Genomic DNA, 20,887 nt, shown 5'->3' with positions numbered 1-20,887 from the left:
TATAATTTGCCGTAGGTGTTGAACAAGAGATTTGGTGAGTCATAAAATAGGGCAAAGCTTTTTAATGGGATTGACAATTTTAGGATATTCATATAGATTTATTACTAATTTCAATTCTTAATGGTAACATGTCACATCAAATGAAAGAGGCTTTTTCAAGTGAAATCCATCTACAATTATTTTCATCCACTCGTTTGGATTATTTTAAGCGGGACAATTTTTGTTCGAACGGCTAGTTTCATGGCCATTCCTTTTATTGCTTTATACTTACATAATCAACTACAAGCGTCACCTTTACTTATCGGTTTAACGATTGGGATTGCGCCTCTATTTGGAACGTTTGGTGGTCTGATAGGTGGGTACTTAACCGATCGTTTTGGTCGTAAAATTGTTATTATTAGTACGGTATTCGTGTGGAGCTGTACATTTTTCGGATTTGCTGTTGCACCATCTGCCATTTATTTTGTGCTATTAAATGCATTAAACGGGCTATGTCGTTCATTTTTTGAGCCAGGAACACAAGCGCTAATGATTGATTTTACGGAAGATGCAAAAAAACGCAGGCTTTTTTCTGTCAGGTACACCGCGATTAATATTGCGGCGGTAATGGGTCCGTTATTAGGTGTTTGGATTGCAAGCATGTCGAGCGCGGCCGTGCCATTTATGATTACAGGCATCATGTATGCGATTTATGGGATATTTTTATTCATTGTGTTAAACCGTTATGAAATGAAGCAACAAAAGTTAGCAGCGAATCACCGAGTGAGTGCGATTTTTGATGCTGTTCGAAAAGACCAAAAATTGCTTTATTTTATCGCAGGTGGAATTTTGATTACGTTTGGTTATGCGCAATTTGATTCGACATTGCCACAATTGATTGATATGCGAGTAGAGGACGGGATCAAGCTGTTTTCCTACGTCATTATAGCAAACTCGATTACCGTATTAACATTACAACTACCATTAACGATAATGATTGAGAAAATGCCCATTTATACTTCTTTAAAAATCGGCATTGTCATTTTTTCAGTTGGCTTATTATTGCTTGGACTTTCTGAAAATGCGTGGATGTTTATTGGCAGTATGGCGATTTTTTCAATTGGAGAAATTTTCTGTTTCCCGATGATGAATGCGGTTATTGAAGAAATTGCACCGATTGATCAAAAGGGCATTTACTTAGGGGCTGGGCAACTTAAAAATATAGGTGGTTTTATCGGTCCCGTTGTAGGTGGGTGGTTGTTAGTTGTAACCGTTGATTGGATGTATGTCATTATTTCGTTGGTCATGTTGAGTAGTATATTCATATATCGTAAAGCGCTTCATGTGCACAAAACAGCATAGTTCCATCCTCAAACAAAAAAAGTGATGAACATTTGCAGAAATTCTGCAAATGTTCATCACTTTTGTTTTAAAATAGTGCAATAATTTTATCAAGTATGCCTGTAATATCAAGGAATACGATAAAAATGACTGAAGGAATAATATATTTCATAATGAAGAACCAAATGTTAAAGGCAGTTGCCCCTAAACGAGAATGCTGCAATAGTTCCTCTCGCAATGTGCTTTTCTGAATTTTCCTTGGTACGAAAATAGCGATTAAAAATACGCCAAGTGGCATTAAAATATTACTTACTAAATAATCAGCTGAGTCAAAAATGTTTTTTGAGAAGAATGTTATATCTGAGAAAACACTATAAGATAATGCAGAAGGAACACCTACTGCGAAAATTAAAACGCCAATAATATAGGCATATTTTGTGCGCTGTTGTTCTTTACCTTTAACAAGTGAAGCGACAATAATTTCTAACATTGAAAAGGCTGAAGTTAAAGTGGCAAACAAAAATAATGCTAAAAATCCTAATAAGAATGCTTCACCAAAAATGATTTGATCAAACACAGCAGGTAATACGACAAACAGTAAACCAGGCCCTTGAGCTGGTTCTAAACCAAGTGAGAATACAGCTGGGAAAATTGCTAAACCTGCTAATAAAGCGATGAATAAATTCATGGAAACGATTGAAATCGCTGGCTGAATTAAGCTTTCTTTTTTCGATAAATAAGAACTGTACGTGACCATTACTGAAACACCGATACTTAATGAGAAGAAAGCTTGCCCCATCGCAAACAGAATACTTTGTGATGTAATGCTTGAAAAATCCGGTGCAAGGAAGAACTTTACACCCTCCATCGCATTATCAAGTGTCAATGAGCGAATGATTAATACGAAAAATAAAATAAATAAAGCTGGCATCAAAATTTTACTCGCTTTTTCAATCCCATTTTGAATGCCTTTTGCAACAACTAGTACAGTAAACGCTAAAAAGGCAAATTGTGCGCCGATAACTAATAAGGGATTGGCAATCGTTTCGTCAAAGACTGCGGCGTAATTTGCACTGTCACTAATGATGCCGCCAAATAAACCTTTAGTAAAATAAATAACAATCCATCCACCAATGACACTATAGAACGATAATAATAGGAAACAAGTAAATACCCCGAGCTTACCAATCCAATGCCACTGTGTATTAGGCGCTAAACTTCGATAAGCACTAACCGCTTCTTTTTGTGTGCTTCTCCCAATAATAAACTCTGCTAATAATAACGGAAAACCAATAATTAATGAGAATAAAATAAATAGAAGGAAGAATGCCCCTCCTCCACTAACGCCAGTAACATAGGGCAGCTTCCAAATGGCGCCTACTCCTATAGCTGATCCAGCAGCAGATAAAATAAAACCAATCTTTGATGACCATTGCTGTGATGTTTGAATGCTAATCAATCCAATCTATAATTATTATTTCAGATAGAAAAAAATAAACAGCCACGTCTCTATCTATAACGATAGGGACGTGGCTGTTCACGCGGTACCACCCTAATTGGAAACAAAATTCGTTTCCCACTTGATTAAGTAACGGTTTAATCCGTTTTCATACCACGTAATATCAACTATGCATCAGCATATTTGCGTTCAAGTTTTTTTCGATCCTGCTTGAAAAAAATAGATGTAGTATAAAAAAAGCTCGAAGAATGAAATTCACACAGACCTTTGTATCAGTTTCCACCAACCACTGACTCTCTGCCAACAGGGAAATCTGGCTTAATATGTTCTCGTCATCGCTCATTTAATATTTAGAATAATAAACGAAATTATAGTATGATAACACATTTTGGTCAAGTCTTTTTTCAAAAAAGTGAAATCTGAGCCTCAAATAATATTTCCAAAACGCCCCAAGTTTTAGTGAGTAGCTGTTACCTCAACTGTATCTGAATGCTAAGTGGTCCATTTTTACTGATAACATGCCTTTTTTTTGCAGTTGACTTTGCTATAATTTTTTTAGGAGGTGCGGAATGTGAAAGTAGAAGTGCTAATTGCGCCAGAGTATTCGGAACCAGTTGCAGAAATTAAAACAAATCAATTAACGTCAACAATCGAAAAAGCAGTTGTATTATTAGAGCAAGAAGATTTCGGTGAGAAATTGTCCATTTATCAGGGAAAGGAGATTATCCTAATCGAAAAATCGTCCATTCAACTTGTGCGAACAGAAGTTGGGAAAGTCATTGTTTATGATGCGGAAGGGAAATGGTATGAAACGAAGACAACTTTAGTGGATTTTGAAAATTTACTAGGAGAAAACTTTATCCGAATTTCAAAAAGCACTATTGTTAATTTAACAGCGGTTCAATCGGTAAAAGCATCCTTTAGTGGAACATTAGATATTCTGTTAGAAAACGGGCAAGAAGATGTCATTAGTCGAAAGTACAAAGCAGATTTCAAGAAAAAATTGGGGGTGTAGTATGATGCAAAAGGTAATTTCAATGACAATCGAAGCATTTGCAGTGGGATGTATGATTTTTATGTTATCGCTCTGTATATCGTATTGGGAAATGGGAGAGGAAATATTTAATCAAATTCAGACTAGATATGACTTGATTGTTCTCGGAATTTTTATAGTTTCCCTTATTAGTGGAGGTTTTGGCCAAGTCATTTATCAGTTTAACATAAAGTATAAAGTACAAGTTTTCCTGCATTATGCATCAACAATGATTGCGATTTTAGTCGTATCCATATGGCTAGAGCTAGTACCAATAACTTATATAAATCTTTTCGTGTATTTAATTACTACAAGTGTTATTTTCTTTATCATTTGGTACGTATATTATGTGAAATTGAAAAGAGAGGCAGACTTAATTAATGCAGCAATTATAAATTCGAAAAAGAAAAGTGAATTTTCTTAAAATATAATCTCGTTTGGTATATAATTGAAGTAATAACATGGATTAGGGGGCGTACTATGTTTAAAAATACTTCACCACGCTTAATTTTTTCAATGGCAGCCATTACAATGCTTATCATTTCACCGTTTTTTGCAATCCTTATGCCAATTATACTGATTGAAACATTTTTTAAGTATGATGATACGAAGCTCTATATTTATCCTTTTACGACAAGCGCTAAAGTTATTGTTTTTGCCTTTATCTTATTTGCTGGGGCATGTTTGCTATTGTTTTGGAAACGAAAAAAAGTAACATTTTTACTAAGCACGCTTATTGTAATAGGTGGGATTTTTACTCTTTATAGTACAACACAAATGTATACCGCCATTGACGCAAATCAAATTGTTGTGAAAAACGTATGGTCAGAGAAATCGATTAAATGGGCAGATATCAATGGAGTGACTTTTGAATATATTGTAGACGATTTGGGGGATTATGTATTTCAAATGGCGGACGGACAAGATTTTATCTTGAAAGAAAATAAATCACATGTAACGAGTTATATTTACAATATAGCAAACGCAAAAAGTATTCCATTCGTTGAAAAGGCGAAGGAATAAAGGAAGAGCTAGGGACAAAAAAATCATCTCTGGCTCTATTATTATTTAAAAATCTCTACTAAAGCGCGCCCGTCAACATTTTTGAAAGGGAGCTTTAACATATGTGCAATCGTTGGTCCAATATCGACAACACACACTTCACCGATATCAAAACCAGCTTTAACCCCGTTGCCTGAAATAATCAAATTACTCGTATAATCGGGCTTTTCAGGGGAGTAGCCATGTGTGGCATATGTTTGACCAATCGCGTGTAAATCAACAATGACTTCATTTGTATAGTCATCTTCAAAACAATAGCCTTCTTTTGCTTCAATCATGTATTCGAATTGCTCATCTACATGGAACTTATCGAGTTCTTTTCTAGAATAAATCGCTTCAATCCCGTATTCTGCTTTTTTCGCTAAACCTTCTAGCAAAGATAATGCCGTAGCTTTTGCATCTTCATCTCCGTGTTGAATATGCAAATACGCTGCACCGCCTGCACCTTGAACATAGGCACGCCATTTCATTTCACCGTTTTCCTCATAAATGAGGTCATGATCAAAAAATAAACGATTCAAATAAATTTTATAGCGCACGTCGAGCTGTCCGTGATCCCCAACAATTAAGAAGGTTGTTTCATCGCGAATACCTGCATCTTCAACTACTTGCATAAGTTCGCCAATGCGACGGTCCATGCGTTCTAGTACAGCTTCAATATGCGGACCTTGTGTGCCATGCAAATGCTTTGAATCATCGAGATCAATTAAATGCATGAGCAACAAATTCGGCTTTTTGTTTAAAATCGTATCTACCGCGCACTTTGTAATGAAATCATCTAAATAAGGCTGGGCAATCCCTCGGCGTACTTTCCCATATTTCCATTCCATCGAAAGGGTAAAGAGCTTACTGCCATTTTTGATAATTTTCAACGCTTGATTTTCATTTTTAACGGCTTTTATTTCAGGAATATTATAATGGATTGCCGCTTTTCCCGTTACGGGCCATAAAATCCCAGCAGTAGTTAAGCCTTTACTGCGAGCTATTTCATAAACAGTTGGCATTCTCAAATCATTTCGATACCAGTGCCAATCTTGCTCTTTTTCAGGGACAAAAGGTTGAAACGGGTTATTGTGAAATACCCCATGCTTATTCGGATAAACCCCCGTTACATACGAGCTGTGAATGACATAAGTAAGTGTTGGATAGACGCTCTTTACTTGATTTGTCGCTGCACCATTTGCAATTAACTGCGCTAAATTCGGCTTACTTTTCGCTCTGTCCCAATTGTCTTTCGAGAAGGCATCATAGGAAATGACGATGACAAATTTTTCTTTTTCATGCATAAAAATCACCTCACTGCTTCAACATTTGCTGCAGGATCTTTCGGGAGTAGTAAAAACACCACTAAACCAATAATAAATAGCGGGATAATGGATAAAATACTATATTTCGCCTCACCCGTCATCGTTGTTGTGAATGCCATTAAAAAAGGTCCGATAATTGCCGCGAATTTCCCGAAAATATTATAAAAGCCAAAAAATTCATTTGAACGCTCTTTCGGAATAATTTTGCCAAAATAAGAGCGGCTTAATGCTTGAATCCCGCCTTGTGCAGAACCAATCATCGCACCAAGAACGAATATATGCCACATTTCAGAAATAAAGAAAGCGGCAATACAAGCCACGATATACGTTAAAATCCCGACAATAATCATCGAACGTGTGGAATATTTTTTTGCCAGTGACCCGTACAATAAGGCGCATGGAAACGCAATAATTTGAATGACTAATAAAATGGCGAGCAGCATAAACGTATTGAATGAATCCGAGCCTAAAACACTTGTTGCATAAGGCACGACCATTTTTATAATCGTATCGACGCCATCAATGTAGCAGAAGTAAGCAATTAAGAAAATGAACACGATTTTGTAATTTTTAATTTGTAAAAAGGTCGTTCCTAATCGTTTAAAGCTATTGCCGACTAAATTCGGCTCCGGTTCGATATAATGACGTTGCCTTACATCTTTAATCATTGGAATCGTAAATAATCCCCACCACAACGCCGTAATAAAAAATCCGATTTGATAGCCAATTGCTAAATCCATGCCCATAAAGAAAATGACAGCAAGACTAATGCCGAATGGAATTACACTTGAAATATAACCGAAAGCAAAGCCACTTGTTGATACTTTATCCATACGTTCATCCGTTGTAACATCGACTAAAAAGGAATCATAAAAAATATTCGCCGCGGAAAATCCGATTATAGAAAGCACATAAACAACAATTAATAATTGCCACTGACCACTAACTGGAGAAATGAATGCAAAGGAAAAGGTCGCGATGATTCCGAGTAAAGCAAAGAACATAAAGAACCGTTTTTTCTTATCTTTATAATCGGCAAGTGCACCTAAAATGGGGCTTAGCAAAGCGACTAAAATACTAGCGAGCGAATTAAAATACCCAAGATCCATATTATTCACACCATCAAACATGCCAAAGACAATAGGGAAGAGGGCGGTCGTTATGGCCATTGAGTACGCAGAGTTCCCACAATCATAGAGTATCCAAGATTTTTCTTCTCTCGTTAACTTCAAAAAAACCCTCCTTATATACAGAATATTCTATAATTATAATCGTTTGCTGGAATTTGTAGTGTTAATGATTTGTTTATATTTGCACCTTACTCTCTATATATTTATGAAGAATTGTAAATAGCACTTTATTATCAATAAAAAAAGAGCCTAGAATGTACTAGGCCCTTGCGATTTACATTTTTGCTTTTCTAAAACCGTTAAAAATATCTATAACTGAAATAATAATGAAGAGCACGACGAACGCCCAAACCGTATTATTCCACCAATTCAGAAGTGCCGTATCACTTGCCACATTAAATACTTCCCCTGTATAGCGGATAAATTCAACATTAAATAAACCGGTTTGTTTGACGAATAGAATCGTTACAATTATAAGCGCAATATGGTAAATCATATTCCAAACAGCAATTTTATACGTCCATTTGCCAATAACCCACTTATATAAAATGAGCCCAATTTCAAATAAAATGAGAGCTCCTACGACTGGCCATAAAGTGAGTAATACATCCCGGTTGAATAGGGGCGCTATAAATTGAAGTTTGTCATGAGTGGCTTTTTCGTAAATGCCAATCAAATCGGATGCTTTGAAATAAAAAGTAGCCCAAATGATTACCCAAAATAGTGCAAAAAATACTTCGGATTTGGCAATGCGCTTCTTTTTTTCTACTGGTACAATATGCTTTAAATCGTTTGGAGTCCAAGGTTTTGACTGCATCGACTTTTTTGCGCCATCATCCGTCACGCGTTCGATAATCACGAAGATAATCGTCACCCAAAGAAATACTTGAGATAGTACTTCCACACTTCCACCAATTAAATTTATGACTAATTCAATTCCGTTCTCGATAAAATACGTATTTGCGGGGAACAGTGTGATTTGTTGAATAGTAAGTACGATAACATGCACGAGAATGGCAATGGATACAGCCATTTTTAAAATGGTCATATACGAATCAAATAACAGTGGACCAATTAAATAATTAGGTTGCTCGCGGTACTGATCTGCCAATTTAGCTGGATTGCCCAATTTTGTGAGCGCGGCATCAACATCACTTGCCGTATAGTCATCTGGCATCATATCCAAAATGGTGGATTGCAATTCCATTTCAATGTCTGTACGTAATTTCTCAGGCAACCTCCTTGTCACTTCATGAATATACAAGTTAATTTGTTCCATCTTTTTCAGCTCCTTTAAGTAATAAAGCTAACTCACTAGATGTTTTTTCCCACTCGGCTTTCAACGCATCAAAAACCGTTTTTCCATAATCGCTTAGTACATAATACTTTCTTGGGCGGCTTTCTGTGGTGTCCCAACTACTTGTTAATAATTCTTGCTTTTCTAAACGGCGGAGTAGGGGATACAGCGTACTTTGGTCGATCGTAATCCCAGACATCTCTAACAATTGGACTAAAGAATATCCGTATTGAGGCTCGTGTAACTGGCTTAATACGGCAAGTGTCAATGTGCCTCTTCGCAATTCAGTCGTTAGTGAATTTAATAAATCATTCACATAATCACCCCGTTTTCTTTATAGTGTATATCGTACACTATTAGAAAAATGAAAACAATGGGCAGGTAGATGTATTTTTTAGCAATCATTCTATGTAAAGCAAATTTCAGGTATGTGAGGTAAAAAAGAAGGGGCTATTGTAAGCCCATAATCAAATTACGCATATATTCAAGAAACATAGTAAAATAACCAACTATCCAAGAAACTTTGGATAATTGGCTATTTGTAGTGCGTACCGAAAAGTGCGTCTTTGTATATTACAGGTTTACCAAGTAGCTGTATTTATCGTTAAATCGCTAAGAGTGAAAGGCACCTGTTTCTGACCAGCTAGCCGAAACTAAGGTATGCGGAGAGCAAATCTTACTTAAATTAGGTCGGTGTATAGTTTCTTTATTATAATCCCGTAGCCTACCTTGAAACACCAGTTCAAAATTTGCTGCATCATACAAATCACAGGGTTTTACAAGTGAAGGTGGCGTATTAAATTCTATGCCCTCACCTTGTTTTAACACAGATGCAACGAACTCCGAGCAAAAAAAGGCATTTTTTCTATTCAATTGTTTATTGAATAGAATAGAAAATAATCCCATTAAGTTATATTGGTAATGCTCCTTTTGAGCTTCTATTGTATCTATATATTGCTTCATTTTGTAATAGTCTGCCTTTTTAATCGTTAGACTATAAACTGCACAAGTAGCATTTAAAAATAAACCTTCATTTATATTTTCTTTAACAAATCCCCCGATGAATGGATTTGTTGGATATTTTCTTCCAAAGCTATACAATTGTGTAAGATTTCCGTCAAAGGAAATGGATGCATGATTATATGGCTCACTTGTGTATAATTTTATTGTTTTGGCAAATATTGAACCTGTATCTGTTAGAAGTATATATACTTTCTTATTAGACATTAAAAATCTCTCCTTATTGATCGTAAAAACTGCTCTCCCGCTTTGATAATAAAAACAGTTAATTTTATTTGCAACATAAGAAAAGCACCTCCTTAAAACCTATACGTTTAAAGTACTTGGAAGTGCTAATCATATAGATGCGTTATTTAATAACGGGCTTACAGGCTAGCCAATTTTAGCGGATGCCTCTTTGGTATGTTTATTTTAAAGATAGCTCAAGATCACCTTGAGTGACCTTAACTTCAAGCTGATTTTCTCCATCGTGCAGTTGAGAATTTTTCGTTCCATAATCTTCATTGTTTACTGTGAGGTCACCAAAACTTGTGCTCAGGTCGTATCCAATGTCACTTTTCGTGTTACTTAACTGAAGATCTACATCTCCAAAGCTAGAATTAATCGTCGTTTTCCCGTTTAATTCACCAGCGACGTCAATATCGCCATACTCGCTATTAACGATTAAACGCTCACTTGAAAATTGGTGAAACGATTTATCTCCAAAGGCGCTAGTGATTTCTGTTTGGCCTGCATCAATTTTTTTGAAAGAAATATCTCCGTAACTCACATCCAGTTGGAACTGTTCATACTTTATACTTTGCAAGTTTACATCCCCGAAGCTAGAATCTATTGTAATGTTCGATAGCACTGTATCTTGAGGGACATAAATTTTAATCGATGGCGATTTAAATGGTCCAAAACCGATTGTCATAGCATTGTCTTTATTGTTGTTGGACTTCACTGTTAACGTATCGCCTTTCACATCATACGTTACATCTGTTGGTTCAAAAGCGGTTACTTCCATAGAAAAGGAATCGGATGGCAGTATGTCAATATCCGCATGTTCATTTGAAATGTTTATATTTTTAAATGTCCCAAGTTCGTATGATTTGGGCACAAGTGTTTGATTGTTTGGTACGTAAAAACCGGAATTGTCTTTTAAAATATACCAGTGTCCACCAGAGGCAAAACCAATAATGGTAAATAAAATACCGATTACAATTATACTACTTGCAATTATTTTATAACGATTGGTCATTAGAAATTCTCCTTTCGTTTCCGTGTAATCTTCTGAAATAATTTAGCTAAACTTTCTACACATACAACACCCGTTCTTTTAATAAGACGGATTGTGGCAGGTGAAATCAAGGCGCCAATGCCAGAAGTAATCAATCCAAAACCAATAAATAATAGTGCGGTCGGCCAATGATTTGTCATAATAAATAAACCTGAAATGAGCGTGAAAATCCCACTAAGTAAAACTCCACCAACAATAGCTATAATTGCAACTACAAAGCTAAAAACGACTGCACCAACTGATATGATGAGCGCCATTGCTACAGCAAGAAGTGGTAATGAAAGTGGTGCTGAAAGTATTGCAAGGATGATAAGCCAAATCGCCGACATATTCTTTTTCGTAGAAGGTGGTGTCGTATCTAAATCTTTAATTGTAAAGTCGGCTACTATTTGTGCAGCCACTTGCGAAGGCGGACCTAGCTGCTCAATGACTTGCTGCTCGTTTTCTTCTCCTGCTTCATCAAAATATTCTTCATAATAAATAAGCGCAGCATCAATTTCTTGCGCTGGCAGTCGGTGTAATTTACTTCGTAGACTTTTTAAATAGCCCGCTTTATCCATCTAAATTCCCTCCTAATAGTACACTGTCTACTTTTTCTTTATAAATTTTCCATTCGGTTAGAAGTTCCAATAAGCGTAGGCGCCCTAGTCCCGTAATTTGATAGTAGCGTCTGTTTCTTCCTTGAAACGGCTGATCGTACGTAATTAAAAAATCAGCTTTTTGCAAGCGTCGCAATACAGGATATAGTGTCGACTCCGAAATATCCATAACGGATTGGACTTCCTGCGTCAGAGAATATCCGTAAGCATCTTCCTTTTCTAATATAGAAAGTACACAGGCATCCAGTAAAGCTGAACCTAGTTGAAACGTCATCTTATCCACCTCACAATCCTATCCTTATATAAGGTTTTATATTATACGTTGTATAGTATATAGATATTATATGGCGTATAGTATTGTTTTGTCAATTATTTTCTAAATTTTTACAAGGGGGAATAATTATAAAGGTTAATATATATGTAACCTCGAATAAATAAAGAATGACGTATTTAATAAAATTTGAAAGGGGACAATTGAAATGAATCAGCGTTTTATAAAGGGCATTGAAACAATTCAACAATATGTCACAGAAGAAGAGGCTACACGTATGGTAGAGCATGATGCTTTGGCAGATATTGCACCAGATTTACGCAAAATGATTATCGAGTTTGCTTATGGGGAAGTGTATTCGCGACCGGGATTGGATGCTAAAAGTCGTGCACTTGTTGTCATTACGGCGGTAATCACACAAGGTGCAGAACCGCAAACGAAAACGCATATTACGCGCGGTTTGCATGCAGGTTTAACACCTACAGAAATTGTCGAGGCCCTATTACAATTAGTCCCGTACATAGGTTTTCCACGGGTGCAAAATGCGTTAATCATTGCACAACAAGTGTTTCAGGAGAAGCAGTTGACTGTGCCGAAATAGCATGAAAAAAATTTAACATGATTCAGCATTCATCCCCGGCGGATGTCACAGGTTTTTTAGGGAGGCCTGCGTGATGCAGGTCAGTTAGCCGTTGTCGCATGGACGCGACGAACTTAGGCAAACTTCCCTAAAAGAGCGGGTTCGAAAAAGTTTGGACGCAATTACGCCGAGGCATAATTGATAATACATGTATCGATTGTTTGAAAGCTGCACATACTTATTTATGTAACACTTATTCATCTAATTTGATGAGGAGGATGCATCATGAGTAATTCGAAGCCAGTGGACCAAGAATCTCAGGACAGTCCGCCACAACTGAACAATGAGTAAGCTTCATTTATATTACAGGCATGGTTAAACAGAGATACCTCTGACTAGTTATTGCTTGATATTTGAAGCTGAAACGAACAGTTGTAAGCAGTAAGTGTACTCGGACCCAGAATTATTCTGGGTCTATTTTTTGTTTTGTTAAAGAATTTTGAGAATCTAAAGGGAGAGGAACATGAATGTTTTTTCCTTTTTTTATTTAATTGTATAATTCCTATTGATTTTGTAAGATTTAATATATATACTAACATTAGTAAAAATTGGAATCCGTTTTAGAGACAGAGCATTAATTAGATGGAGAAAATTTTTTTACTTATTAATCCTAGTAACTTTATAGGGTAAGTAATGTTTGTAAGAACGATTTCACAGAGAGAAGGGGATTATTTTATGAGTTTGAAAAAATTAGTACAAATTTTAGGGGTTGTTGGTGTTTCTGCACTTTTAGTTGCATGTAATGGAGCAACAGATTCTAATGGAGGATCGAATAGTGATGATGATTCAGTTGAACAAACAGAAAATAGTCAAGGGAATATTTTCGAAGACACAGTAATTAAAGCTGAGGATCCTGCTGCTTCACCAGATACTGCTGTAAAACGTGGTGATACAGTGGTTGTAGGTTTACAAGAACCAGGAGGAGTATTCACACCTTATTTCAATTCAAGTGGTTACGATGGGAATGTACAATCCGTAATGTTTGAGCCGGTAATAGACATTAATGAAAAAGGGGAGACAGTGCCAGGTTTAGCTGAGAAATGGAATATTTCAGAGGATGGCTTTGTCTATACTTTCACTTTACGAGACGGTTTAAAGTTTGATGATGGAACGCCGTTAACAGCAGCGGATATTGAGTTTACTTTAACGCTTTTACATGATCCAAGTTATGCAGGGGGGACGGATATTACTGAAGCGAGCATTGTTGGTGGCTTAGATTATAAAAGTGGCGAGGCTACTAGCATTTCAGGGATAAAAGTAATTGATGAACAGACGATTGAAATTACAACTGATAAAGTAAATGCACGTACTTTACATTTACTAGGTGGATCAGTTTTGAAGAAAGACTATTATGGTAACGGTTATATAAAAGGTAATTTAGAATACTTAAATGAGTTACATCAAAAACCAATTGGAGCGGGGCCTTATCGCTTTGTAGCTTACTTACCGGGACAAGAAATTCGCTATGAGGCAAATGAACATTATTACGGTGGTGCCCCTAAGGCAAAACAATTTATATATAAAACAACAGTTGGTGATGCACAGCAATTTTTCCAAACAGGTGAATTGGATTACAGTGCATTAACAGCCAACCAAGATAATTTTGAGTTTTTACAAACATTAGGTTTTGCAGACATTAATATTTATACTTCATCGGCTTATGGATACATGGTGTTTAACCATAAGAAAGATATTTTTAAAGATCCAAAAGTGCGTCAAGCTTTCTCTATAGGACTTGACCGCCAAACGATTATTACAACACATTATCAAGGCTTTGCTCAAGTAGCGAACATTCCAGTTTCTCCAAGTTCTTGGGCATATACAGATGAAATTGGAACAACTACGTATGATCCAGAGAAAGCAAAAGCCCTATTAGAACAAGCAGGTTGGACTATCGGAGCAGATGGTATTCGTGAAAAAGACGGCAAAAAATTAACAGTGTATTACTTCACAACTTCGGGCGGTTTAGGGGATACATTAATTCCGATTGCTAAAGAGAATTACAAAGCGATCGGCATTGATTTACAAATTGAGCAAATGGACTTTAATGCATTACTAGCCCGTGTTGAAAAGGGAGACCATGACTTAGCTTCATTCTCAACGACAATGTTAACGGACCCATACAATGGTATTGAGAGCTTCCATACGCAAAGTAACTCGACAATTATTAAAGGTTATGGGAATAAAGAAATCGACGCTTTAATTGAAGCAACGGTTGCAACAAATGATATTGCAGAGCGCACGGCAAAATTCTATGAATTATACAAAGCATTAGAGGAAAATCCACCTGTCATTTATATGTCATATACGAAAGTGTTAAGTGGCGCAAATGCCCGTATTGATGGCTTTACGCCAAATGGTTATCGTGGCATTGCTACAAGCTTACGTAATTTAAAATTAGCGGAGTAATGGAATTTAGATTGATGAAGACGTATCCGTATTAAATTGTGATACGTCTCTCTTTTTTATTTTGAAAGAAGGGGATGAGTGGATGAAGGGATATATATTAAAAAGACTTTTTTATATGATTCCAACGTTATTTGGTGCTTCTATTTTAATATTCTTTTTATATTCATTAGTTCCAGGAAACTTTATTGATGCGGATCCCAATTTAACTGCTGAAAGAAAAGCGGAATTATATGAACTACATGGTTATAATGAACCCGTTTTTATTCGTTACTTTATTTGGTTAGGCAATTTACTGAAAGGCGATTTAGGTTATTCACTCCAATTTCAGTTACCGGTTGGTGAAGTCATTGGGAATTACATATGGAGCTCTTTTATAGTTGCTTTAGCATCTTTAATTCTAACGTGGGTCATTGCAATTTTAATCGGTATTATGTCGGCGGTTAGACAATACTCCCTATTTGATACATTGATTACAGTCGTTGTATTTGCTGCGATGGCAACACCATCATTCTTTTTAGGCCTTATTGTTATTAAAATATTTGCAGTTGATTTAGGATGGCTGCCAGCGGGTGGAATGATTGCTACTGGTAGTAATCTTACTGGTTGGGAATATATAAAAGATGTAGCGGAGCATATGGTTTTACCGGTTCTCGTTTTAACGATGTTAGGAATTGGAGGACTTACACGCTATTTCCGCACAAATATGCTCGAAGTGATTAAGCAAGACTTTATACGGACAGCTCGTGCGAAAGGTTTAAAGGAGCGAGTTGTCATTTTTAAACATGGTCTAAGAAACGCATTATTACCCGCAATAACACTCTTTAGTTTTGAATTACCTGCACTGTTTGGGGGAGCTATTATTACAGAGCAAATTTTTAATTGGCCAGGAATAGGTGCAGTTTATATGCAAGCTTTCTCGATTCGTGACTATCCTCTATTAATGGGCTTCACAATATTTATTGCATTAATAACTGTAATGAGTAATTTATTAGCGGATATTTTCTATGGTATTGCAGATCCGCGTGTAAGAGTACGAAAATAAAGGGGATAAAGGCTAGGAGTTGAGCAAATGGAAAACAGTGCGATAATTATAAAAAAAATTAAAAAGCCTACAAAGACCTCGCTATGGGGTCAAGTAATTAGGCGTTTGCTAAAGATGAAAATGCCGCTACTAGGTTTAGCATTTTTATTGTTTATTTTCATGTTTTCATTTATTGGTCCATTTTTTTCACCATATATAAATTTAGGTGTTAATCCGACGAATATTAATCAACCACCAAGCCTCGAGCATTGGTTAGGGACCGACAAATTAGGACGTGATGTGTTAACGCGTTTAATGTTAGCAGGACGGATTTCGCTTTTAGTTGGGCTGGGGGCCATGATTATGTCGGTTACTATCGGTGGTTTGCTCGGAATTATTTCAGGCTTTTACCGAGGGATTGTCGACCAAATATTTATGAGAATAGCTGATGTATTAATGACATTACCAGGATTGCCTTTGTTATTTATTATGGCAGCCATTTTGTCGGAATGGAAAGTGCCTACAGAATACCGAATTTATATTGTTATGCTAATGCTTAGTATCGTTGGATGGCCAGGCTTAGCGCGTTTAGTCCGAAGTCAAATTTTAAGTTTAAGTGAGCGACAATTTATGCAAGCAACAGAGGCGCTAGGTTTGCGAGATGTGCGCAAATTATTTAAACATTTGCTACCGAATATTATTCCACTTTTAATCGTGTCAGGTACATTAAGTGTGGGGGGAGCGATATTAAGCGAATCAACACTAAGCTTCTTCGGATTAGGTGTTGTTCCACCAGATGCATCATGGGGAAATATGATCACCTCGGCTAACTCATTAATAGACTTTCAAAAAAGGCCTTGGCTATGGATTCCTCCAGGTTTAGCAATATTCTTTACTGTTATTAGTATTAACTTATTAGGAGACGGACTGCGGGACGCTATTGATCCGAACATGAAAAGGAGGTAGATGCTGTAATGACAACTACAGTTTTAGAGGTCAAAAACCTTTTAACACAATATCATACTGGCGATGGTGTAATTAGTGCGGTAAATGAAGTAAGTTTTTCGATCCCGAAAGGCCAAACGGTGTGTTTAGTAGGCGAATCAGGCTGTGGCAAAAGCGCAGTAGCTATGTCTATTATGGGATTAATTGATCCAGGAGCTGGTGCAGTAAAAAATGGCGAGATTTTTTTTAATCGTGTAGATTTATTGAATATAAAAAAGCATGAGTTACGTCAACTTCGTGGAAATGACATTTCGATGATTTTCCAAGAGCCGATGACTTCGCTAAATCCTGTGCTCACAATAGGTAGTCAAATTATGGAGCCTATAATGGAACACGAAATTATTTCTAAAAAAGAAGCTAAAAGAAGAGCGCTAGAATTAATAAAACTAGTAGGAATTGGACGGTCAGAAGAAATTTTCGATTCTTTCCCGCATCAATTAAGCGGAGGCATGCTACAACGCATTATGATTGCGATTGCACTTTCATGTTCACCAGAATTACTGATTGCAGACGAACCAACTACAGCTTTAGATGTGACAATTCAAGCGCAAATATTAGATTTGTTGCGCTCATTAAAAGAGCAAAGAGAAATGTCTATGTTATTGATTACACATGATTTAGGTGTTGTAGCTGAAGTTGCAGACTATGTCATTGTTATGTATGCAGGGAAAGTGATTGAAGAAGGCCCCGTAGTAGAGTTATTCGAAAATCCCAAACATCCGTACACGCAAGGCTTATTAAAGGCAAAACCAGTAATTGGTCAACGTCAAGAAGAATTGTATACGATTCCAGGCCAAGTACCGAACTTAGCAACTTTAAAACCTTCATGTTTTTTCAGTGAGCGCTGCGAGCATTGCATGTCCATTTGTAAGGAAGAAACACCAAGTATACAGACGTTTGACAATGAACAGCAAGTCGCTTGCTGGCTATATAAAGAGGTGTCCATTGTATGAAAGGTCAAACACCATTAATTGAAGTGAAAAATTTGAAAAAATATTTTGGGGAATCGGATCGTTTCTTTAAGCGTAATGCAAGTATTGTAAAAGCGGTAGACAATGTTAGTTTTTCTATTAATCGAGGTGAAACATTTGGTCTAGTAGGCGAGTCAGGAAGTGGAAAAAGTACTATTGGAAAAAGTATTTTACGTTTGCAGTCAATAACTGATGGAGAAGTACTATTTGACGGAAAAAACTTGCATCAAATGTCTAAAAAAGAATTACGCGATTTACGCCCTAAAATCCAATTTATTTTTCAAGACCCATACAGTTCCTTAAATCCTCGTCTTCGTGTTGGCGATGCAATAGGTGAAGCGTTGTTGGATCATGAATTATGTGAAAAACATGTGGTTGAAGAAAAAGTGAAGGAAGTTATGGAAATTTGCGGATTATCTAAGGATCAAATGAATCGCTATCCGCATGAATTTAGTGGTGGACAACGCCAGCGTATCGGTATAGCAAGAGCTATTATCCTACAGCCAGATTTTATCGTTGCAGATGAACCAGTTTCAGCTTTAGATGTCTCTATTCAAGCCCAAATAATAAATTTATTTAGCAAATTACAACGTCAAAAAAATATAACTTTTCTCTTTATATCGCATGATTTAAGTGTTGTAGAGCATTTATGTTCCCATATTGGCGTTTTATATTTAGGGACAATGATGGAGTTAGGGAGCCGAGATCAACTGTATAGTAATCCATTGCACCCTTACACAAAAGCACTAATATCGGCCGTGCCTATTCCAAATCCTACTTTAAAACGTGAAAGAATTATTTTAAAAGGAGATATTCCAAATCCCTCCAAACCGCCAAGTGGATGTAAATTTCATACTAGATGTCCGTATGCAATTGACAGTTGCAAAATAGAAGTACCAGAATTTAAAGAGGTAGAAAAGGGGCACTTTGTCGCATGTCATTTAGTTTAATTAGTCGAAGGAGGAGCAGTATTACAATTAGTCCCGGACATAGGTTTTCCACGGTGTAAAATGCATTAATTATTCCGAAATAATAATGAATTTGAGTAATCAGTGGTCGTGTTCAATTAAAGTTTACATCATTTTGAAAAAAATTTTAATACATGTATTGATTGTGTGAAAACTCCACATACTTAATTTTGTACCGCTTATTCATCTAATTTGATGAGGAGGATGCATCATGAGTAATTCAAAGCCAGTGGACCAAGAATCTCAGGACAGTCCGCCACAACTGAACAATGAGTAAGCTTCTTTTATATTACAGGCATGGTTAAACAGAGGTTTCTCTGACTAGTTATTGCTTGATATTTGAAGCTGAAAAGAACCAGTTATAGTCAATTGTAGGCAGTAAGTGTACTTAGACCCAGAATTATTCTGGGTCTATTTTTTTGAATCAATTTTGGTCGGTATGTTCAACTTGAATCGGAAAAATACGATATGGAGATATTCACTTAACTTTGACTTAGTAAGTTACATTGAAGTATTACAAGCCACATTATGTCATAAGCAATAAATTTAAAAACCAAAAAGCACCCCCAATTGTCGGAATTTAAATAACAATTGGGGGTGCAGTTCAGTGTATACGGTTCTTTAAAAAAAGCGGGTGTTTTAGTGAGATTAGGCTGTCCTCACCATTTTTAAAAGCATATGTGCAAGTGTATGCTGCTCTTCTTTTGTTCCGGATTTCCAAAGCTCCATTAAAAGATTTTCTTCCCGATTTCGAGGTTCTTCGTGCTTAGCAAGATAATTAGCTACTAACTCGGTCGTTTTCGCAAGCTTTTCTTCACTTAAGCCCAAATTTTCGCCTAGCTCGACTTTTTCTGATAGATATTGTTTGAATCGATTGAAATTCTCTAAAATCTGATCTTTCTCTTCACCATCAATTTTCGACAGTTCTTTTTGTACTTTATCCTTCATATCCATAAAAAATAACACCCCTTTTTTTGTTGTACGCATATATATTGCGCTTATTTAAATTAAATAAACATGGTAAAATTTAAATTGGTAAAAAAAGGTATATCGTGTTTGGATTGTGATATAGAAAGGAACTTCATTTACAAGTTTCCTTAATGACCCTAAACGGTGATCAATACTTATGTGTTGAACAAGGTCGAGGTATTGTTCGAATAGTAACGTGATAAAACATAGAAGGTTTCATGGAAATTTACATAAAGCATGCATAACAATTTTAGAAAAAGCCATATTAATATGGATTTCACTTAAGGAATCTAATTTGATGAGGAGGATGCGACATGAGTAGGCCTAATGAGTTAGACCCAAAATCTCGAAAGATCCGCCGTAACTGGACAAGGATGAAGCATGCAAAATCTCAAGTAAATGGTGAAACAGAAATTTCTCTGCATAACCGTCTCTTGAGAAGTGAAGCGAAAGCCCGACAGTTTTAGTCAGCTAGAAGCAATAAGTGTGGTCGAGCCCAGAATTTATTTCTGGGCTTTTTGTATTTCTTTTAAGTTTTCCACTAAATAAATGAGGGGCATAATGCATTAATTCGAACGAGAATAAACGAAAAAGAGCCAAAAACTACTCAAATTTAAGCCGTTTTATTCCATTGAATACGTTTCAAAATAAAATAGATAGGACAAAAGATATGTTGGTTTTTGAATTAAACAGGCTAAAAACTGCTCGATTTCCTTGAAAAGGATGCATATTTTCTTCCTTTTTTTCCTTTGCTCAAATCAATTGAAAGAATCTGAATGTGCTCATGCTCCTCTAAAAAGAACTTTGATTTATTTGCTGCTTCCATCAATTACCCTTTGTTTTTCAAGTTTTTAACACTTTAAAAATAAATTGATTTTATTTTCGTTGTACATCGAAAACTTTCATCTGAACTAAAAATAGGGCATATATGCAACTTGTCGATTTTGATATACTACATATTTTTAAATAAGTGTTATTTTAGGACTTTAGTATTTGTTTGTCACATATTTATATTTAAGTCGTATATCAATTGGTTCTTACGCAAAATCGGTGAATGTTTTTGTTCTTTACTATTTGGGTATAGTTATGAAAAAGAAAAAGGATGTGTGTAAAATGAACCCCTTCGA

At 36.2% G+C, this 20,887-nt stretch carries 21 protein-coding genes and 1 other annotated feature; of the genes, 11 read left to right on the top strand and 10 right to left on the bottom strand.

What is annotated here, in order from left to right:
* The first annotated feature begins 159 nt into the window (after positions 1-159).
* Positions 160-1,341 (top strand): MDR family MFS transporter, encoded by a 1,182-nt coding sequence (locus tag ACQKIH_RS13340; RefSeq protein WP_427766746.1) that lies wholly within the window; start codon positions 160-162, stop codon positions 1,339-1,341.
* 67 nt (positions 1,342-1,408) lie between these two features.
* Here the strand turns inward: ACQKIH_RS13340 and ACQKIH_RS13335 are convergent, their stop codons facing one another.
* Positions 1,409-2,770 (bottom strand): sodium-dependent transporter, encoded by a 1,362-nt coding sequence (locus tag ACQKIH_RS13335; RefSeq protein WP_427766909.1) that lies wholly within the window; start codon positions 2,768-2,770, stop codon positions 1,409-1,411.
* Between the two features lie 70 nt (positions 2,771-2,840).
* Positions 2,841-3,124: a binding site (T-box leader), on the bottom strand.
* Between the two features lie 226 nt (positions 3,125-3,350).
* On the opposite strand from ACQKIH_RS13335, the gene ACQKIH_RS13330 reads away from it, so the two are divergent.
* Genes ACQKIH_RS13330 through ACQKIH_RS13320 form a run of 3 tightly spaced genes read left to right on the top strand, consistent with a single transcriptional unit; the run spans position 3,351 to position 4,835 of the window.
* On the top strand, positions 3,351-3,794 hold the full coding sequence (locus ACQKIH_RS13330) for a LytTR family DNA-binding domain-containing protein (protein ID WP_427766744.1): 444 nt from the start codon (positions 3,351-3,353) through the stop codon (positions 3,792-3,794).
* 4 nt (positions 3,795-3,798) lie between these two features.
* Positions 3,799-4,236, top strand: a complete 438-nt coding sequence (locus ACQKIH_RS13325) for a DUF3021 family protein (protein ID WP_427766741.1) — start codon at positions 3,799-3,801, stop codon at positions 4,234-4,236.
* A 56-nt stretch (positions 4,237-4,292) separates the two neighbouring features.
* Positions 4,293-4,835, top strand: a complete 543-nt coding sequence (locus ACQKIH_RS13320; protein WP_057982747.1) for a hypothetical protein — start codon at positions 4,293-4,295, stop codon at positions 4,833-4,835.
* Positions 4,836-4,876: 41 nt separating this feature from the next.
* Here the strand turns inward: ACQKIH_RS13320 and ACQKIH_RS13315 are convergent, their stop codons facing one another.
* From ACQKIH_RS13315 to ACQKIH_RS13280, 8 genes are all read right to left on the bottom strand, one after another.
* Positions 4,877-6,160, bottom strand: a complete 1,284-nt coding sequence (locus ACQKIH_RS13315) for an alkaline phosphatase family protein (RefSeq protein ID WP_427766738.1) — start codon at positions 6,158-6,160, stop codon at positions 4,877-4,879.
* A gap of 5 nt (positions 6,161-6,165) precedes the next feature.
* Complete coding sequence (locus ACQKIH_RS13310; protein ID WP_427766907.1) at positions 6,166-7,350, bottom strand: MFS transporter; 1,185 nt, start codon at positions 7,348-7,350, stop codon at positions 6,166-6,168.
* A 235-nt stretch (positions 7,351-7,585) separates the two neighbouring features.
* Positions 7,586-8,590, bottom strand: a complete 1,005-nt coding sequence (locus ACQKIH_RS13305; RefSeq protein ID WP_057982750.1) for an HAAS signaling domain-containing protein — start codon at positions 8,588-8,590, stop codon at positions 7,586-7,588.
* Positions 8,577-8,924, bottom strand: a complete 348-nt coding sequence (locus ACQKIH_RS13300) for a PadR family transcriptional regulator (protein WP_427766735.1) — start codon at positions 8,922-8,924, stop codon at positions 8,577-8,579. Before ACQKIH_RS13300 ends, ACQKIH_RS13305 begins: the two co-directional genes overlap by 14 nt.
* 296 nt (positions 8,925-9,220) lie before the next feature.
* Positions 9,221-9,835: a hypothetical protein gene (locus ACQKIH_RS13295; RefSeq protein ID WP_427766732.1), complete on the bottom strand. Its 615-nt coding sequence runs from the start codon at positions 9,833-9,835 to the stop codon at positions 9,221-9,223.
* 199 nt (positions 9,836-10,034) lie between these two features.
* Entirely contained in the window at positions 10,035-10,868 is an 834-nt protein-coding gene (locus ACQKIH_RS13290; protein ID WP_427766729.1) for a DUF4097 family beta strand repeat-containing protein, read from the bottom strand.
* Positions 10,868-11,467 carry a DUF1700 domain-containing protein gene (locus tag ACQKIH_RS13285; protein WP_427766727.1) on the bottom strand — a complete coding sequence of 200 codons (600 nt, stop codon included), beginning with the start codon at positions 11,465-11,467 and terminating at the stop codon, positions 10,868-10,870. The genes ACQKIH_RS13290 and ACQKIH_RS13285 overlap by 1 nt, the downstream gene beginning before the upstream one ends.
* Entirely contained in the window at positions 11,460-11,780 is a 321-nt protein-coding gene (locus tag ACQKIH_RS13280; RefSeq protein WP_057982758.1) for a PadR family transcriptional regulator, read from the bottom strand. The genes ACQKIH_RS13285 and ACQKIH_RS13280 overlap by 8 nt, the downstream gene beginning before the upstream one ends.
* Before the next feature lie 205 nt (positions 11,781-11,985).
* On the opposite strand from ACQKIH_RS13280, the gene ACQKIH_RS13275 reads away from it, so the two are divergent.
* The 6 genes from ACQKIH_RS13275 (at position 11,986) to ACQKIH_RS13250 (ending at position 18,773) form a co-directional block, all read left to right on the top strand.
* Positions 11,986-12,378 carry a carboxymuconolactone decarboxylase family protein gene (locus tag ACQKIH_RS13275; protein ID WP_427766723.1) on the top strand — a complete coding sequence of 131 codons (393 nt, stop codon included), beginning with the start codon at positions 11,986-11,988 and terminating at the stop codon, positions 12,376-12,378.
* Between the two features lie 714 nt (positions 12,379-13,092).
* Positions 13,093-14,826 carry an ABC transporter substrate-binding protein gene (locus tag ACQKIH_RS13270; RefSeq protein WP_427766721.1) on the top strand — a complete coding sequence of 578 codons (1,734 nt, stop codon included), beginning with the start codon at positions 13,093-13,095 and terminating at the stop codon, positions 14,824-14,826.
* 82 nt (positions 14,827-14,908) lie between these two features.
* Positions 14,909-15,868 (top strand): ABC transporter permease, encoded by a 960-nt coding sequence (locus ACQKIH_RS13265; RefSeq protein WP_057982764.1) that lies wholly within the window; start codon positions 14,909-14,911, stop codon positions 15,866-15,868.
* A gap of 27 nt (positions 15,869-15,895) precedes the next feature.
* Entirely contained in the window at positions 15,896-16,813 is a 918-nt protein-coding gene (gene opp4C / locus ACQKIH_RS13260; protein WP_057982766.1) for an oligopeptide ABC transporter permease, read from the top strand.
* 8 nt (positions 16,814-16,821) lie between these two features.
* The gene (locus tag ACQKIH_RS13255) at positions 16,822-17,805 is read left to right on the top strand and encodes an ABC transporter ATP-binding protein (RefSeq protein ID WP_427766717.1); all 984 of its coding nucleotides are present in this window, start codon (positions 16,822-16,824) and stop codon (positions 17,803-17,805) included.
* Positions 17,802-18,773 carry an ABC transporter ATP-binding protein gene (locus ACQKIH_RS13250; protein ID WP_427766715.1) on the top strand — a complete coding sequence of 324 codons (972 nt, stop codon included), beginning with the start codon at positions 17,802-17,804 and terminating at the stop codon, positions 18,771-18,773. The genes ACQKIH_RS13255 and ACQKIH_RS13250 overlap by 4 nt, the downstream gene beginning before the upstream one ends.
* Positions 18,774-19,439: 666 nt before the next feature.
* Here ACQKIH_RS13250 and ACQKIH_RS13245 read toward each other — a convergent pair.
* A complete protein-coding gene (locus ACQKIH_RS13245) occupies positions 19,440-19,745 on the bottom strand; it encodes a DUF3243 domain-containing protein (protein ID WP_427766713.1) in 306 nt (101 codons plus the stop codon).
* Positions 19,746-20,074: 329 nt separating this feature from the next.
* Between ACQKIH_RS13245 and ACQKIH_RS13240 the strand changes: the two genes are divergently transcribed.
* The gene (locus ACQKIH_RS13240) at positions 20,075-20,227 is read left to right on the top strand and encodes a YpzG family protein (protein ID WP_083493577.1); all 153 of its coding nucleotides are present in this window, start codon (positions 20,075-20,077) and stop codon (positions 20,225-20,227) included.
* The last annotated feature ends 660 nt before the right edge of the window (positions 20,228-20,887 follow it).

Source organism: Solibacillus cecembensis (genome assembly GCF_050272495.1).
Classification (GTDB): Bacteria; Bacillota; Bacilli; order Bacillales_A; family Planococcaceae; genus Solibacillus; species Solibacillus cecembensis.
This window is presented reverse-complemented; position numbering and strand designations above follow the sequence as displayed.